The organism is Ruegeria sp. AB9 (assembly GCF_056542585.1).
In genome coordinates, this window is sequence record NZ_JBQGAA010000017.1 from 1 (window position 1) to 15,128 (window position 15,128).

At 56.3% G+C, this 15,128-nt stretch carries 13 protein-coding genes and 2 pseudogenes; 4 read left to right on the plus strand and 11 right to left on the minus strand.

The window, feature by feature from the left end; translation table 11 throughout:
- A pseudogene (locus tag ACR0K5_RS21825) lies at window positions 1-220 on the plus strand (IS110 family RNA-guided transposase); the annotation flags it as partial.
- 377 nt (window positions 221-597) lie between these two features.
- Here the strand turns inward: ACR0K5_RS21825 and ACR0K5_RS21830 are convergent.
- Window positions 598-915 (minus strand): putative quinol monooxygenase, encoded by a 318-nt coding sequence (locus tag ACR0K5_RS21830; protein WP_480631658.1) that lies wholly within the window; start codon window positions 913-915, stop codon window positions 598-600.
- Window positions 916-1,286: 371 nt separating this feature from the next.
- Complete coding sequence (locus ACR0K5_RS21835; RefSeq protein WP_480631739.1) at window positions 1,287-1,574, minus strand: hypothetical protein; 288 nt, start codon at window positions 1,572-1,574, stop codon at window positions 1,287-1,289.
- On the opposite strand from ACR0K5_RS21835, the pseudogene ACR0K5_RS21840 reads away from it, so the two are divergent.
- A pseudogene (locus ACR0K5_RS21840) lies at window positions 1,492-1,683 on the plus strand (transposase); the annotation flags it as partial. The gene ACR0K5_RS21835 and the pseudogene ACR0K5_RS21840 sit on opposite strands and share 83 nt — an antisense overlap.
- A 477-nt stretch (window positions 1,684-2,160) precedes the next feature.
- Here the strand turns inward: ACR0K5_RS21840 and ACR0K5_RS21845 are convergent.
- The 9 genes from ACR0K5_RS21845 to ACR0K5_RS21885 form a co-directional block, all read right to left on the minus strand.
- Window positions 2,161-3,099 carry a 3-hydroxyacyl-CoA dehydrogenase NAD-binding domain-containing protein gene (locus tag ACR0K5_RS21845; protein WP_480631659.1) on the minus strand — a complete coding sequence of 313 codons (939 nt, stop codon included), beginning with the start codon at window positions 3,097-3,099 and terminating at the stop codon, window positions 2,161-2,163.
- A complete protein-coding gene (locus ACR0K5_RS21850; protein WP_480631660.1) occupies window positions 3,099-3,839 on the minus strand; it encodes an SDR family NAD(P)-dependent oxidoreductase in 741 nt (246 codons plus the stop codon). Before ACR0K5_RS21850 ends, ACR0K5_RS21845 begins: the two co-directional genes overlap by 1 nt.
- Window positions 3,839-5,257, minus strand: coding sequence for an aminobutyraldehyde dehydrogenase (locus ACR0K5_RS21855; RefSeq protein WP_480631661.1), 1,419 nt, complete (start codon window positions 5,255-5,257; stop codon window positions 3,839-3,841). The genes ACR0K5_RS21850 and ACR0K5_RS21855 overlap by 1 nt, the downstream gene beginning before the upstream one ends.
- Before the next feature lie 11 nt (window positions 5,258-5,268).
- Complete coding sequence (gene kce / locus ACR0K5_RS21860) at window positions 5,269-6,204, minus strand: 3,5-dioxohexanoate:acetyl-CoA acetone transferase (protein ID WP_480631662.1); 936 nt, start codon at window positions 6,202-6,204, stop codon at window positions 5,269-5,271.
- 10 nt (window positions 6,205-6,214) lie between these two features.
- Window positions 6,215-7,015, minus strand: coding sequence for an SDR family NAD(P)-dependent oxidoreductase (locus ACR0K5_RS21865; RefSeq protein WP_480631663.1), 801 nt, complete (start codon window positions 7,013-7,015; stop codon window positions 6,215-6,217).
- Entirely contained in the window at window positions 6,999-8,540 is a 1,542-nt protein-coding gene (gene betC / locus ACR0K5_RS21870; protein WP_480631664.1) for a choline-sulfatase, read from the minus strand. The genes ACR0K5_RS21865 and betC overlap by 17 nt, the downstream gene beginning before the upstream one ends.
- Window positions 8,537-9,676 (minus strand): aromatic ring-hydroxylating oxygenase subunit alpha, encoded by a 1,140-nt coding sequence (locus ACR0K5_RS21875; protein WP_480631665.1) that lies wholly within the window; start codon window positions 9,674-9,676, stop codon window positions 8,537-8,539. Before ACR0K5_RS21875 ends, betC begins: the two co-directional genes overlap by 4 nt.
- A gap of 89 nt (window positions 9,677-9,765) precedes the next feature.
- Window positions 9,766-10,794, minus strand: coding sequence for a GlxA family transcriptional regulator (locus ACR0K5_RS21880; protein WP_480631666.1), 1,029 nt, complete (start codon window positions 10,792-10,794; stop codon window positions 9,766-9,768).
- A gap of 106 nt (window positions 10,795-10,900) precedes the next feature.
- Window positions 10,901-12,376 carry an NAD-dependent succinate-semialdehyde dehydrogenase gene (locus tag ACR0K5_RS21885; RefSeq protein WP_480631667.1) on the minus strand — a complete coding sequence of 492 codons (1,476 nt, stop codon included), beginning with the start codon at window positions 12,374-12,376 and terminating at the stop codon, window positions 10,901-10,903.
- 284 nt (window positions 12,377-12,660) lie between these two features.
- Here ACR0K5_RS21885 and ACR0K5_RS21890 point away from each other — a divergent pair, with 284 nt between their 5' ends.
- Together ACR0K5_RS21890 and ACR0K5_RS21895 are read left to right on the plus strand one after the other, a co-directional pair.
- Window positions 12,661-13,740 (plus strand): hypothetical protein, encoded by a 1,080-nt coding sequence (locus ACR0K5_RS21890; protein ID WP_480631668.1) that lies wholly within the window; start codon window positions 12,661-12,663, stop codon window positions 13,738-13,740.
- A gap of 267 nt (window positions 13,741-14,007) precedes the next feature.
- Window positions 14,008-15,126 carry a hypothetical protein gene (locus ACR0K5_RS21895; RefSeq protein WP_480631669.1) on the plus strand — a complete coding sequence of 373 codons (1,119 nt, stop codon included), beginning with the start codon at window positions 14,008-14,010 and terminating at the stop codon, window positions 15,124-15,126.
- Window positions 15,127-15,128: the final 2 nt, after the last annotated feature.

Sequence of the window (15,128 nt, forward strand, 5' to 3'; positions counted from 1 at the left end):
AGATCGAGATGTCAGGGCAACGCTCTATGCGGCCGCCAACGCCTTGTTGATGCGAACCATGGCCGGATCGCAGATCAAGTCATGGGGTATGCGCTTGATGCGCACCAAAGGACGTCGCCGCGCGGTTGTGGCTGTCGCCCGAAAACTGGCTGTCCTGCTTCACCGCATGTGGGCAGATGGCACCGAGTTCCGTCCGGTGAAAGTGGAGGGTAAGGCATGATCTAAACGCCCAACACCGAACCCGAACGGGATCGTCCTCACCGGACGAGGTTCGTGGATGAAGCCGAAAATGTCTGCTGCGCCTTCAAGCGCGCCTCAAAGCGAGGCTCTCCACAACCAATCCGACACATGCGTGCAGCGAGGCCCCACGAGGCGTCAAACAGACTGCGAAGAGAAGCGTGACCCGGATGAGTGACAACGGTCCAAAACAACGAAGGAAAACGAGCTTGACCCAAACGCCCAATTAGAGAAGCAGACATTCACCGACTTCTGACGGGCTTTCGGCCTGCCTCGATGTGACCAACGGTGGCTGGGCGGGCTAAGCGGACGCCTTGGAGATGTAGCCTTGTTACGTGCCTTATGACCTAATTCCACTCTTCACCTAGGAGTTTCGAACTCGCTCTGACGGTCCAACCCTCCAAAATCCACGGTCCAAATGACTCTGTGATTTGCCGTGACTTTCCAGAATTCCGAAAAGTGCGGGGTTTCCTGATGTGCTTGGTGATCCGATTTGTCGCGATAAACCTCAAACATTGTTCCTTGGGGCCTTCCATCCGACGAGACGAGTACATCGTAGCGCTCGCAGCCTTCTTCATCTTTAACGGATGCCGACGCAACCTTGCGTCCGCCCTCGATGAAATCCGCGAATGAGCCTTCAATGATCTCAAAGTGCGCGGCGACCAAATACCTTGTCATTCACAGCCTCCCTCGATCCCTTGGACATGTTCACGGCTATTGGAGATTATGTCAAAAGCGTTAGAGGGTCGCAAATTCAGCTTGATTTGAACGCGTCTGCCTAGGGCTGAGGGTGGGTGAAAACTCCGGCTCACGAGCTCTCTCGTCGCGCTAGTTTTTGGCACCTGTGCAAAAGCTCTCTCAGTAGCGCGCGAGAGTGTGCCGTAGAGGGTGTTTTCGGCTTTTTGCACCAAACCGCCAGAGTTTTCACACAACTTCAGTTCGTAGCTGCCGAATGCATCCGCAGCACTCAGCTGGCACAGTAATGGCGGCTCAGGGCTCAAACTGCCCAAATGGATACGCCACAAAAGAGGCGGTTACTTGTCAGTGGTTTACGCAATGAATCGATATCTGTTCTTCGCTTCATGCAGCTTGTTTGCTGCGCGCTCAGGGTCAGCCTGTACATTCTCTGCGAGCCGGCCTCCAACACTTTCCATGAAATCACTCAACTCACTTTCCTGAGTATCTTCCAGCGCGGCCAGCGTGATCCCAAGGCCAGCAATTTGCGCTGATATCAACCTAATTTGCTCAGTACGGTGTATCCCCGGTCGAAAGCAGCGCAGGAGAACTGTGAAGTACGACAAGCGCCGATACAAATGGCGTAACCGGATTGAGATCATGTTCGGCAGGCTGAAGGACTGGAGGCGCGTGCCAACTCGCTACGACAGATGTCCGAAGGCCTTCCTCTCAGCAATCGCCCTGGCCGCAACCGTCATCTACTGGCTTTGAAATTCAATGAGTCCAGAACCTAGTATTGCCGCACAAGGTGCGTTTCATTCTTATGTAGGAATTGCGACAAGCCCATATGCGCAGAGTCTATTGGGTTATGGATTTACTTCATACCCAGAATTTTCTGCATTTAGGGACGCAAATCCAGGTTGTCGTCAAATTGTCGATCCTCAAAATTCTATGTTTAGAGGTGAATGGACTGTTGGGACCCGGCCCCGGTTATTCGGTCTTCACCGCTCTTGGGTTCTCTCAGAGGTGAAATTAGGGAACGGAAAAACCAAACAATTTGTCACCAACATATCAAATTGTGGTCGACCTTCAGCCGGACCGTACGAATAAGGAAGTAGAAATTGAGCCTTCCCTCTCCATCAGAGATATAGAATCTATTCCTTTTATAGCTTTTCGCGTAGGTATGAGGCTTACACAAAAGTAAAAGGTGTCATGGCCATTATTTGGGGTGCACCTTTCCCTTGAGCGCTACTTTAACTCTTTCACTTTTGCCAAAGCGGCCTGCATATTCACAATTTTCGCGTCGCGCAGTGCTGCCAACTTTTCGACGGATGTATCTCCGTGTGCGTCGGCCAGACCCTGTGCAAGCACTTCTGCCACTTCTGGGGTGAGTTGCGGAGTTCCCAGATCATCCCACCAGCCATTGAACGTGTCGGCGAAATGATCGCAAAAAGCAGTCAGGCCACCTGATCCTGCTCCAAGACTGAACAGTGTTGTCGGCCCCATGGCTGCCCATCGCAACCCGGGTCCTGCGGACATGGCCTTGTCGATATCTCCGACGCTGGCTACGCCAGTTTGCACCAAATGGACAGCCTCGCGCCAGACTGCGGCTTGCAAGCGGTTGGCGACATGGCCCGGCACTTCCTTGTTGACGCGGATGGTGACCTTGCCAATGTCCTTGTAGAACGCCTCGGCCCCGGAGACCGTATCCGGGTCGGTCAGATTGTTGCCCATCACTTCAACCAACGGGATCAGATGGGGCGGGTTGAAAGGATGGCCCAGAATGAAGCGGCCCGGGTTTTGCCAACCTGCCTGCATCTGGCCGAGCGTCAGGCCAGAGGCCGAGCTTGCCACAATTGCGTGTGGCGCGATGCCGGATTCGATCTCGGAAAAAACTGCATGTTTGATCGGCAGGCGTTCGGGGACGTTTTCCTGTACAAAGTCCGCGCCCTCAACTGCTTCGCCAGCCGAACGCACAAAAGTGACCTGGTCGGGAACACCTCGTGTTGTCAGGCCCAGTTCGTCCATGGTTCTCCAAGCCTGATCGATATAGGCACGCACGGCACTTTCTACGTCATCGGCGGGGTCGTAGACAGTCACAGATCGGCCCGAGGCCAGGAACAAAGCCGTCCAGCTGGCGCCGATGGTGCCCGCGCCCAGAACTGCGGTATGTGAGATATCTGCCATCAGAACAGTCCTGTGTTTATAGGTGATGCAGCCGTCATGCCGCCGTCGATGGTGAACAGTTGCCCGGTGGCGAAGCCCGCCTCGTCAGATGCCAGCCAAACTGCCATGGCGGCAATGTCCGCAGGTTGTCCGAACCGGCGGGACGCGTGACGGGCCAGCGCGTCCTTTCGCGCCGCTTGCGGGTCATCGGACAGCTCTAATCCTGCATCCAGCATGCCCGTCTCGATCCACCCCGGACATATCGCATTGCAGCGGATTTTGGGACCATGATCCACAGCAATCGAACGTGTCAGCCCATGAACAAAAGCCTTTGATGCATTGTAGAGCGCCATGGATGGGTCCGCCACCTTACCGGAAATCGACCCGATATTGATGATCGATCCTCCTTGCGGCATGACTGGAATAAACGCACGGCAGATATTGAAAACGCCCCGGCAATTAGCTCCCATGACCAGGTCCCAATCAGCGTCGGTGCTGTCCACGACCGTCTTTTCGACCTGCACGCCAGCGTTGTTGATTAAAATATCGACGGCACCGATATCCTGCACCAGCCCGTCGACCTGCTCTACGTCAGATACATCGGCATTACACCAAGTAACGGCATCGGGCAGCCCCTCTGGCCGGTTGCCGCGCCCACATGTGCCAACAGTAGCGCCTTCGGTCAGGAAAGCCTCAACAATGCCGCGCCCGATTCCCTGGCGACCGCCGGTGACTAATGCCTTTTTCCCAGCCAACCGCATCAGTGTGCCACCATGACGTGACGGATCGAAGTATAAGCATCGAGCGCATAGACGCTCATGTCACAGCCAGTTCCGGACCCTTTCATCGCGGCCCAAGGCATTTCCGGTGTCCCTACTCCGTGGGTGTTGACCCAGGTAAAGCCATAGCGCAGGCAGCTTGTCATCTTCATTGCGCGACCAACATTGGCGGTCCAGACCGAAGAGGCCAGGCCATAACGGCCAGTGTTGGCAATGCGCAGGGCATCTTTTGCGTCTTTGAAGCGCGAGACCGAGACAACGGGGCCAAACACTTCTTGAGTGGCCACCTCTGCATCATTGTCGACATTGGCCAACACGGTCGGCTGGTAGAAATAGCCAGCGCTTTCACCTGCCTTGCCGCCTGTTACGACCTCACAGCTTGCCCGGGACCGGTCAACGAAACCTGCCACGCGGTCACGCTGACTGGATGAGATCACCGGGCCCATTTCCGTGCCGTCCGATTTTTGCGCGCCGGTCTTGATTTGGCTGACCTGCGCCGCGATTGCCGCGACCAGTTTGTCGTAGATCCCATCTTGCGCCAGCACGCGACATGGCTGAGCACAGTCCTGACCCGCATTAAAAAAACTGCCAAATCGAATCGTTTCTGCAACGGCCTCGATATCTGCATCGTCGAAGACGATCACCGGGGCCTTGCCACCCAGTTCCAGATGCACGTGACGAATCTGATTGCCTGCAGCCCGCATCGCCGCCATTCCGGTTGCCGGGCTGCCGGTTACGGTAATGGCTTCCATCTCAGGGCTGTTTATCAGTTGGTCGCCGATGGTCGGGCCGGCACCATGGATCACATTCAAAACTCCATTGGGTAGTATATCGTTCAGAAGTCCAGCGATGCGCAAGGTGGACAAAGGCGTGAGTTCCGAAGGCTTCAGAACAACTGTGCAGCCCGCCGCAATTGGCGCGGCCAGTTTCCAAGCGGCCATCATCAACGGATAGTTCCAGGGTGCAATGGCCGCAACAGGCCCGACAGGGTCGCGGCGGATCATGCTGGTATGGCCTGCGACATATTCCCCTGCGGCGGATCCTGACATTGTCCGCGCCGCGCCGGCGAAGAAACGGAACGTATCTATGGTCAAAGGCATTTCATCGTCGCGGGCCGAGGGCCAGGGTTTGCCGGTGTTCAAGCTTTCAAGCTCGGCCAGTTCATTTTGGTTCTCCTCCAGGCAATCCGCGACAGCCAGCAAAAGCGCGGAACGTTCTGCCGGTGTACTGCGCGAAAAACTCTCAAAGGCTTCCTCGGACGAACGGACGGTCGCTTCTACCTGTTCCGGGCTGGCTTCACGGACCTTGCAAATTTCCGCCTCTGTGGCGGGGTCGATGATGGGCAGTGCGGCACCGTCTCCGGTAACCAGTTCGCCGTTGATCAGCAACTCTGTCTGCATGTTTCCCTCCTTCAGAAGGCAACCTGATCGCCACCCTTCAGCCCCAGACGCGCGCGCGCCTCGGCTGGGGTGGCGACCTCTAAGCCAAGATTCTCGATGATGTCGCGAATTTTCCGCACTTGCTGCGCGCTGGATACGGCCTTTTCACCGGGACCGATATACAGGCTGTCTTCCATCCCGACACGGACATTGCCGCCCAGCAATGCGCTTTGGGTTGTAAAGGGGATTTGAAAGCGGCCAGCGGCCAGAACCGACCACTCATAATCGTCGCCGAACAGCTTGTTGGCGATCGTGTGCATATGCATCAAGTTGTCCAGATCGGCGCCAACCCCGCCCAGAATACCAAACACCATTTGCACAAAGATCGGGCCGTCGATCCAACCCTGATCGCGAATCCAGGCAAGGTTGTAGAGGTGTCCCAGGTCATAACATTCAAATTCAAATCGAGTGCCGTGGCCCTGACCCAGTTCCTTTATGCAATATTCGATGTCCGCGAAGGTGTTACGGAAAATAAAATCGCGGGTCATGTCCAGAAACTCGGGCTCCCACGCGTGTTTCCAGTCCGAATACTTGTCCTTCATCGGGAAGATGCCGAAATTCATCGAACCGATGTTCATGCTTGCCATCTCGGGCGACGCTTTGACAGCAGCGCGCAATCGCTCCTCGCGGGTCATGCCTAATCCACCACCGGTCGAGACATTCATCACGGCGTCTGTGGCCTGTTTGATCCGCGGAAGGAAGTCCATGAACAAGTCGGGATTCGGGTCGGGCTTCCCAGTTTTCGGGTCGCGCGCATGAAGGTGGATGATCGACGCGCCGGACTCGGCCGCTTCGATGGACGCTGTTGCGATCTCGCTGGGGGTGATCGGCAGATGCTGGGACATTGTGGGCGTGTGAATGCCGCCGGTCGGGGCGCAGGTGATGATGACGGACTTCTGTTTTGGCATGGTGCGATCCTCAGAGCTTCATCTGCTGCACCTGGGCTGACAGGCCGCCATCCAGCACCCACAGCTGACCCGAGGCATAGCGCGCCTCATCCGAGGCCAGCCAGTTGACCAGATTGGCGATGTCATCCGGCGTGCCATAGGTCCGCATCGGGTGAACATCGCGCACAGCTTGTTGCAGCTGATCGATCGTTTTCCCACCAGCGCCAGATCCGTCACCCGTAAAGAAGCTTTGCAGCATTGGCGTATCGATGTAGCCCGGACAGATGGCGTTGACGCGGATGCCCTCTGGTCCATGATCGCAGGCCATCGCTCGGGTCAGTGCATGGACTGCTCCCTTGGTGGCGCAGTAAGCCGCAAGACCCGGATCAGCGATGAATCCGTCATAAGAGCCGAAATTGATGATGCTGGCGCTGGTACCCGATTGAGCCGCTGATCGCATTAGCGGCAGTGCGTATTTCGAAGTCAGAAACGTGCCGGTGCAGTTCACAGCAAAACTACGGTTCCATTCTTCCAGCGAAGTGTCTTCGATGGTTTTTTCAATCTCGATCCCGGCAGCGTTGACCAGAATATCCAGTTTTCCGGCATCTGATTTCACCAGATCCATCGCAGCGATAGCATCGGGCTCTTTGGTGACGTCCAGTTTGACAAAGACGCTGCCGTCCTCGTCATGTTCAGCCAAAGAGCCTTGTGGAGTAAGATCCGCGGCATAGACTCTGGCACCTTCGCGAAGGAACCGCGCAACAATTGCACGCCCAATGCCACCACGTCCGCCAGTGACCAAGGCGGTTTTACCTTCAAGTTTTCCTGTCATCGGGGGTCCTCGGGTTCAAACGATAATGTTCGGCAGCAACCGTCCAGTCCATATGGTTGCGCACATATTGCTGGCTGGCGTCAGAAGGCGGGTTGTAGTCCCAATGCTCTCCGGCCCCGGCCTCCATTGCGGCATGTAGGGCGCGCCGGGATTTCTGCGTGCCAATTATGTTTCGACGCAGTTCTTCACTGTCCCATCGCTGAGCCACTTGGGCAGCAAAGTCGGCGGCAAAATCTTGATAGGCCGGATCGGCCGCCACGTTTTTCGCTTCTAGCGGGTCAATGGCCAGATCGTAAAGTTGAGGGGGATCTGCATCACAATGGATGTACTTAAGAGGCCCGCGCCGGATCATGAAAACGGGATAGGGTGTCATCTCGGCGCAGTATTCGCCGATCGCCTCATCCACCGGGTCGGTTTCACCACGTGCGAGCGGCAACAGGGAACGGCCATCCACCGGTTCGCCTAAAGTCGCGGCGTCACCACCGGCGATGTCAATGAAAGTTGGCAACAGGTCCAGAAGCGAGCAGGCATTCCCGGCAATGCCGCGTGACACACCAGCCCCGGCCATAATCAGCGGCACACGGGCAGAGTGTTCGAAGAAGTTCATCTTGTACCACAGCCCACGCTCACCCAGCATGTCGCCATGGTCCGCTGTCACGATGATGATGGTGTTGTCTCGTTCGCCGATGTCATCGATAGTTTTGACGATTTCACCGACCTTGCTGTCAAAATAGCTGACATTGGCCAGATAGGCCCGGCGGGTGCGGCGCACCTCTGTGGCTGTCAGGGGCACCATGCTGGCTTCGATCCCATCCATCACCCGACGCGAAAATGGATCCTGCTCCTCCAGCGCCGGCACATATTCGGGCATGGGGATTTCGTCATCATCATAGAGATCCCACCATTCAGGCTTTGCGACGTAAGGGTCATGCGGGTGGATAAAGCTGGCTATCATACAAAAGGGTGTTGCATCCCCTGCCGCGCGCTCGCGTCCTCGGTCAATCAGCCAACGGCGCGCCGCAAAGCCGACCTCGTCGTCGTAATCGGTCTGGAAAGTGGCAATGGCGACACCGCTTTCCTTGACCGTCTGCATGTTGTGATACCATTTGTCGATGCGCTCATCCGGTGCCTCCCAATCTGGGGTCCAGGCGAAATCGGAAGGGTAGATATCGGTAGTGACACGATCCTGAAACCCGTGTTTCTGATCGGGGCCGACGAAATGCATCTTGCCGGACAGGCAGGTGCGATATCCCAGTGCCCTCAGGTAATGTGCAAAGGTTGGCACCGAGGCGCGAAACTCGCTTGCGTTGTCGTAGGCGGCGATGCGGCTGATCAATTGGCCTGACATGAACGCATACCGAGACGGTGCGCAAAGCGGCGAATTGCAATAGGCCGCATCAAATCGCATGCCCCGTGCGGCCAGCGCATCGATATGCGGAGTTCTGGCGATCGGGTGGCCATAGACTCCAGTCCATTGCGGTGCCAGTTGATCCGCCATGATGACCACGATGTTGGGTCGTGTCATCTGTTGGCCCCGGCATAGGCCTCCAGAACCAAGCCATGAAAATGGTGCACCGCGTGCTCGGACTTACCCGAACCCGTCGGGTCATTGACGATTCGCCCTTGGGTAAACGCGGGCGTGCTCATACCGCGCTGTACACTTTCCACCAGGCCGATGTCTTCGACTTGCAAAACCTCATCCAGATAGCGGATCGCATCCCGTTCGCCTTCATCTGGTTCGGGCGTTTCCAGAAAGAAATCGTAGGTTTCCAAGGTCCGGTCCGGCCCTACGGGAATGATGTTCAGAACAATCATGCTGGACCGTCCCGGATATCTCATCAGACATGTTGTCGGCCACAGCCACCAGACAGCATGCGTGCGCACAGTAGCGTTCGAGACATCATAGGCCGTATTTGCGGTCTTCCCCGCATCCGCCATATGGCTTGAATAGATGCCATGCGTGGTCACCTTGTAGGTGTCCATATCCACCAGATCGCAGAAGTCCTTATGTGCGGTGGGGCAATGATAGCATTCCAGAAAATTGTCGACGACATTTTTCCAGTTGGACTTGATGTCATAGGTCAGGCGGTGACCAAAGGTGAGTTGGTCTATATCAGGTGCCCAATGGCGAATTTCAGTTTCCAGATTGCCTGACTGCTCGTTCAGCGAAGCCGCGGTCGGGTCCAGATTGACGTAAACAAAGCCAGCGAATTCCTCGACCTTAACCTGGTCGAGACAGATTTCACCGGTACTGAAATTCTCAAGATGTTCGGTTTCCGGTGCGCGTACCAACTGGCCGTCAAGTTTGTAAACCCAGGCATGATAGGGACACATGATGCGGGTGGTGGTACCCTCACCCTTCAACAACTCATGTGCGCGATGTTTGCAGACATTGTAAAACGCTCGCAGGGCGCCTTCGCGATCCCGAACCACGGCAATGGGTTGCCCGGCTATATCGATGGTTACAAACGACCCCGGCAGCCGCAGCTTTTCTACGTGACAGACCCACTGCCAGGACTTCGCAATGATTTCACGCTGATCGGCTGCAAACCACTCCTGCTGGACATAGGCATCAGCTTTCAGAGATTGCGAGTTACCCGCATCTGCGGAATATCCTTCGTCGATGGCCGCGAATTGAGCCTGGGTCGGTAGGTCTGTCATATCGGACACTCCTTTGCCTGCCGGGTTGCAAAGGTATGATCCGTCAAAATGAATTTGGAGATGGCAGTCATATGGACATCAATTGAACTTTATTCGCCATTTGATAATGTCCCTGCTGGGCGGAACATCGGCCAGGCCCGGAATTCGAACGGCACCCTGCCATCAATCCGGTCCCTGCTTGGCGGCAGGCCAAAACGTTGTTTGTAGGCGCGTGCAAAGTGAACCGGATTGGGAAACCCGCAGGCCATGGCGATTTCGGAAATGGGCAACTCGGTTTGCGTGACCAGCCCCCGCGACCGATCCAGCCGGATATCCCGATAATACAAATGCGGGCTGGTTTTCACGTATTCCCGGAAGAGGCGGTTCAGTTGGCGCTGGGATACTCCGGCCAGCTTACACAGCTCGGGAATGCTGATCAGTGTTTCCAAGTGCCGTTCCATTATCGCGATGGCTTTGCGGACCTTGGGTGGGGCAGTATTTCCCAGGGGCTCCAATTGATTGTTGGTTTGATGTGCACCCAATCCCCGAAGGTTTCTATAGAACAGATATTTCGCGCAGTCGTTTGTCAGCGCTTCGCCGACAATCCCATGCATCAGGAATAAGGCAAACTCTCCGGTTGCAGCGCCGCCACAGCAGGTTCCGATGCTGCCTTCGTGAAGGAACAGATCCTCACAAACATCAATCTGCGGGTATTTTTCCCCAAAAGCGTCGATATGCTCGTAATGAACGGTTGCGCGTCGCCCCCGCAAAAGGCCAGCCTCGGCCAGAATGAACGCCGCAGTATCGATCCCGGCAACATAACTGCCTGTTCGCGCGTATCTGCGTATTGCGGATAGCAGGGGTTCACTGGTGAATGCTTCAGGAGTCCAACTGCTGGAAACACAGACTATGTCAGGCCGTGTGTGCTTCAAAGATCCAAGTGGCCTGACCGCGACCTCCACACCATTGCTGGCCCGGCAAAGAGCGTCCGTTTCGCTTGCCAACTGCCATTGAAAAAGTTGCTTTCCAGCAAGGTAATTGGCAGCCCGGAACGGGTCCAGAAACGCCATTGTTGCCGCAAGGTTGAAATGCGGCGTGACCAGAACCAGAATCTCAGTTAATTCATTTTTCTTCAGCATGGCCTAAACGCAGATACCTGCATCTGGGTAGCAGTTGCGTTTTCACGTCGCTGCGGAGTTCCAGGTGCAAAAAAGGCCACCGCCCTGAAGCGATGGCCATATCTGATCAGACAGACAAGCAAACGTATTTCATTTCCAGGTAATCTTCCATACCGTGATGGCTGCCTTCGCGGCCCAGTCCGGATTGCTTGACGCCGCCGAACGGGCCCAACTCGGTCGAGATGATGCCGGTATTCACGCCAACGATCCCGTATTCCAGTGCTTCCGCCACCTTATAGACGCGGCTCAGGTCCTTGGCGTAGAAATACGAGGCCAGACCGAAGATCGTGTCATTGGCCATGGCGATGACGTCATCCTCATCCTCAAACTTGAACAGAGGTGCCAGAGGTCCAAAGGTTTCGTCCTGCGCCACCATCATATCCTGAGTCACGCCGGTCACGATCGTTGGCTGGAAGAAGGTGCCGCCCAGATCATGGGGCAGACCGCCGGTCAGAACCGCACCGCCCTTGTCGGTGACGTCCTTGATGTGTTCTTCGACCTTGGTCACCGCATCAGCGTTGATCAGCGGGCCGGTGGTGGTGCCGTCCGCCAAGCCATCGCCGATCTTCAGCGCTTCGACCGCCGCTTTCAGCTTGGCGGCGAATGCGTCATAGACACCGGCCTGTACATAGATACGGTTGGCACAGACGCAGGTCTGTCCGTTATTTCGGAACTTGCACAGCATCGCGCCTTCGACCGCCGCATCCAGATCGGCGTCGTCAAACACGATGAACGGTGCATTGCCGCCCAGCTCCATCGAGCACTTCATGACCTGATCAGCCGCCTGACGCAGCAGAATGCGGCCCACTTCAGTCGAGCCGGTAAAGGTCAGCTTGCGCACGCCGGGGTTTTCGCAGAATTCCTTGCCGATCTCACTGGCCTGGGAGGAGGGCACAACGTTGAACACGCTTGCGGGCACGCCGGCCTGTTCCGCCAGTAGCGCCAGAACCAGCGCAGACAGAGGGGTTTCTGCGGCCGGACGTGCAACAAAAGCACAGCCTGCGGCCAATGCTGGCCCTGCCTTGCGGGTGATCATGGCGTTTGGGAAATTCCAGGGCGTGATCGAGGCCGCGACGCCAATCGGCTGCTTCATCACCATGATCCGCTTGTCGCGCTGGTGCCCCGGGATGGTTTCGCCGTAGACACGCTTGGCCTCTTCCCCAAAGAACTCGATAAAAGACGCACCATAGCCGATCTCACCGACAGCCTCTGCCAGTGGCTTGCCCTGTTCAGCGGTCAGGATTTTGCCCAGATCCTCGGCGTTTTCCATCATCAGATCGAACCAGCGCCGCAGGATGACTGCACGTTCCTTGCCGGTCAGTTTGGCCCATTCTTTCTGCGCGGCTTCGGCTTGTGCGATTGCTCCGGCGACTTGTGCACGGCTGACATCGGCCACCTCAGCGACCACATCGCCCCGCGCGGGGTTTGTCACTTCGAACGTACCATTATCACCATCTACCCACTGACCGCCGATATAGGCTTTGGTGACAAGCAATTCGGGGTTCTTCAGAATTGACTTCAGATCGGTCGTTGCGTCCAGCATGATAAGCCTCCGGCATGAATTGGATTGCGCGCACCCAAACAGGTGGTGTCACAATTGTCTATGGCCACTCTGGACGTGGAATCAATCCAGATTTGATCAAAAAAACAATTAACAAGTTAAGTTAATAAAGTCACTCGAAATCTGTTCGCGTCAATCGGCGGTCTCGCCTTTCTTTTTACTGAGGAGTTTGCCAAAGTCTGGGTGAATTTTGAGGCTCAGGGGATGTAAATCCGCATAACATTCCCTATCTTATTGGGTAATAGAAGAAAAAAGGGATAGGAACGATGTCGAACCAGCAATTTGAGGCGCTGATCAAAGAAACGCAGACCAAGGTGCGCGAAAGCCAGTCGCAGATTGAAAGCCTGACCTCGCGGATTGATGCCGCGCGGGCCAAGATTGGCACGGCTGAGGCGGATATCGACATCGAAAACGCCACGCTTGAGGATGTGCACGCCCATACCGAGGTGATGAACGCCAATATTGCCGAGCTGATCATGGGCTTGGACGACGTCACCAACGCGTTCTCCAAGGATTTCGATGAGATGCGCTCGAAAACCGGGTGGGAGTCGTTCGTCGGCATCTTCTCGAAAGGTAAATCCGAGTCGCTGCGGCAGGAACGGATGCGAACCGCCAATATCGACGATAAGCTGCAGGATCTGATCGCCAAATCGGACGTCATCGTGAAGCTGCTGGAAGGGCAGTTGTCCGTGCTGGAAGAACAGCGTGTCAAGGTCGAGGACAACCTGAGCGGTACGCTGGACGACCGCGAAGCGACCGTGGCCGAGTTGGAGGCGTTGCGCGCAGAGATTCAGGGCATGGACCCGGCTATTATTACGCTGGAAAACAAGATCAGCGTCGAACAGGACGCCGCCGCGCGGACCCAGCTAGAGACTGAACTGGCCGAGCTGAACAAGCAATATAACGCCAAGGTTCAGGAAGAGCAGGTCAAGCTGGCCAAATCCCAGACGCTCGAACGCTATATCGAAAAGGGCAAGACCTGGGTCGACTCACTGCAAAACCAGGCGGCGACGCAGATGGTGCTGATCAACAAGTTGCAGACAGACACGCAGCAGCGCGTGGTGCTGTATGACGCCCTGACCAAATCGCTGAAAACCGCGCAGCAGCAGGACGTGGCCCACCGTATCAACGAGATCGGCGTGCAGACGGATCAAGAGGCGCAGACGGCGATGGCCGCCATCGGCACCGCGACCAATCAGAAAATGGCCGACATGCTTGAGGCGCATGAGGACCACATGGTCTTTGCCCGCGACGTGCTGGAGAAAAAGGCCAAGGCGGATGAACGCTTTGCCCGTCGCTTTGCCTCGATTGTCGAGAAGCATGATAAGAATTTGTATGGTGGGTGAAACCTTAGTCCGAGCGCCACTAAAGATGCTTAGCGCGGCACTATGCGTCGCGCTCTTCGGAGCGCTTCTCATCTTATTCGGGTATCTGCTTCAATTGACTCCCGTGCACCTCGGCCCCGATTTGAGAATGACGTTGTTTATGGTCCCATTGATCTTCGCTCTCGGTCTTTTTGGAGTTTCAGCAATGTTGGCAATCTGGGGCGGGGTTTGGTTGGTATTCGACGTGTATCTTTCATTGATCGACAAACTAATTGGTCAACAAACTAAATGACTGACCCCACCCAAGACCATGTCGGCCTGACCGACACCTTCGCCTCGCGTCGCTATTTCCGTAAATTCGAGGTGATCACCGTTCATCTCCTGCGCGTGGCCGCGACGATGGAGGCGGAGGGCGCGATTTCGAAACAAGAGGTGCGGATCGTATCGCGCTACCTCTCGGGGCTGCTCTACACCTTCCGTGCGCTCAGCATGAAATACCTGCTGGTCGGGCGCGATACGGGGCGGTTCTTTGGCAGCCTTGCGATGGACAAGCGCGACAGCGGGTTTCCGGTGGCGGCTGAATTGCTGACCATGGCCAATGACGCGCAGCAGGCGCAGGTGCATCTGGCGAATATGCCCTCGGAAGATGATCTGAAAACCGACATGGTACGGACGATCATTGGCGACCGGGAAATCCCGACCAAGCTGCAATTCGCGCTTTCTCAAAGGCTCTATTACGAGGAATTGCTGAAAGGTCAGCTGTTCTGGTCCCGCAACGATCCCGAGTGCCACTGGATCGGGAATGAGGGGGATCGGCGCAGGTTCATGATCCACTGGGCGGTCTATGACAGTCAGATCAACCTGCCGGTCATCTACCTGATGCAGTTGGAGGATAGCGGCAAAACCGCCCTGCCCAAGGACCAGCGCCGCTGGCCCGAGGTTCAGGCGCATCTGATGGCGCAATCTCTGGGCGGGCTGAAACTGGTGACCATCGCCAAAGGCTTCGATCAGGATTTTGATGACCTGCATCCCAAACATCTACGCCGTATCCATGTCGGGCCGATGTATTCCTCGGCGTTCACTGAGCAGTCCGGCCCCTTGCGGCAGGTGCTGGAGGACGCGCAGTCTCCGCAAGGTCAGGATTGGGCGCTGGCCTGGACCACAGAGGAACTGGAAAGCGAAGACGTCATCGAAGAACGCGCCGGTTGGTTCTCGACCGTGGAGCGTGAAGTTTTTGCGCTGGACCCGTTCGGCGGGCAGGGGGCCGAGACCGGAGCCACACGCACCCAGCGGTCGATTATCCTGCCTCAGCGCCCGTTTCAGGTTCTGGCCGAGCGCAACCCGCCAGGCTTTGCCGATGTGCGCAAGTTCGTCGTCAGCAAGGCCGGGCAGGTGTTGCGTTATTAGAT

Coding starts and splice junctions, on each gene's coding strand:
- ACR0K5_RS21830 (WP_480631658.1), bottom strand. CDS start 915: ATGACAAGGTATTTGGTCGCCGCGCACTTTGAGATCATTGAAGGCTCA.
- ACR0K5_RS21835 (WP_480631739.1), bottom strand. CDS start 1,574: ATGATCTCAATCCGGTTACGCCATTTGTATCGGCGCTTGTCGTACTTC.
- ACR0K5_RS21845 (WP_480631659.1), bottom strand. CDS start 3,099: ATGGCAGATATCTCACATACCGCAGTTCTGGGCGCGGGCACCATCGGC.
- ACR0K5_RS21850 (WP_480631660.1), bottom strand. CDS start 3,839: ATGCGGTTGGCTGGGAAAAAGGCATTAGTCACCGGCGGTCGCCAGGGA.
- ACR0K5_RS21855 (WP_480631661.1), bottom strand. CDS start 5,257: ATGCAGACAGAGTTGCTGATCAACGGCGAACTGGTTACCGGAGACGGT.
- kce (WP_480631662.1), bottom strand. CDS start 6,204: ATGCCAAAACAGAAGTCCGTCATCATCACCTGCGCCCCGACCGGCGGC.
- ACR0K5_RS21865 (WP_480631663.1), bottom strand. CDS start 7,015: ATGACAGGAAAACTTGAAGGTAAAACCGCCTTGGTCACTGGCGGACGT.
- betC (WP_480631664.1), bottom strand. CDS start 8,540: ATGACACGACCCAACATCGTGGTCATCATGGCGGATCAACTGGCACCG.
- ACR0K5_RS21875 (WP_480631665.1), bottom strand. CDS start 9,676: ATGACAGACCTACCGACCCAGGCTCAATTCGCGGCCATCGACGAAGGA.
- ACR0K5_RS21880 (WP_480631666.1), bottom strand. CDS start 10,794: ATGCTGAAGAAAAATGAATTAACTGAGATTCTGGTTCTGGTCACGCCG.
- ACR0K5_RS21885 (WP_480631667.1), bottom strand. CDS start 12,376: ATGCTGGACGCAACGACCGATCTGAAGTCAATTCTGAAGAACCCCGAA.
- ACR0K5_RS21890 (WP_480631668.1), top strand. CDS start 12,661: ATGTCGAACCAGCAATTTGAGGCGCTGATCAAAGAAACGCAGACCAAG.
- ACR0K5_RS21895 (WP_480631669.1), top strand. CDS start 14,008: ATGACTGACCCCACCCAAGACCATGTCGGCCTGACCGACACCTTCGCC.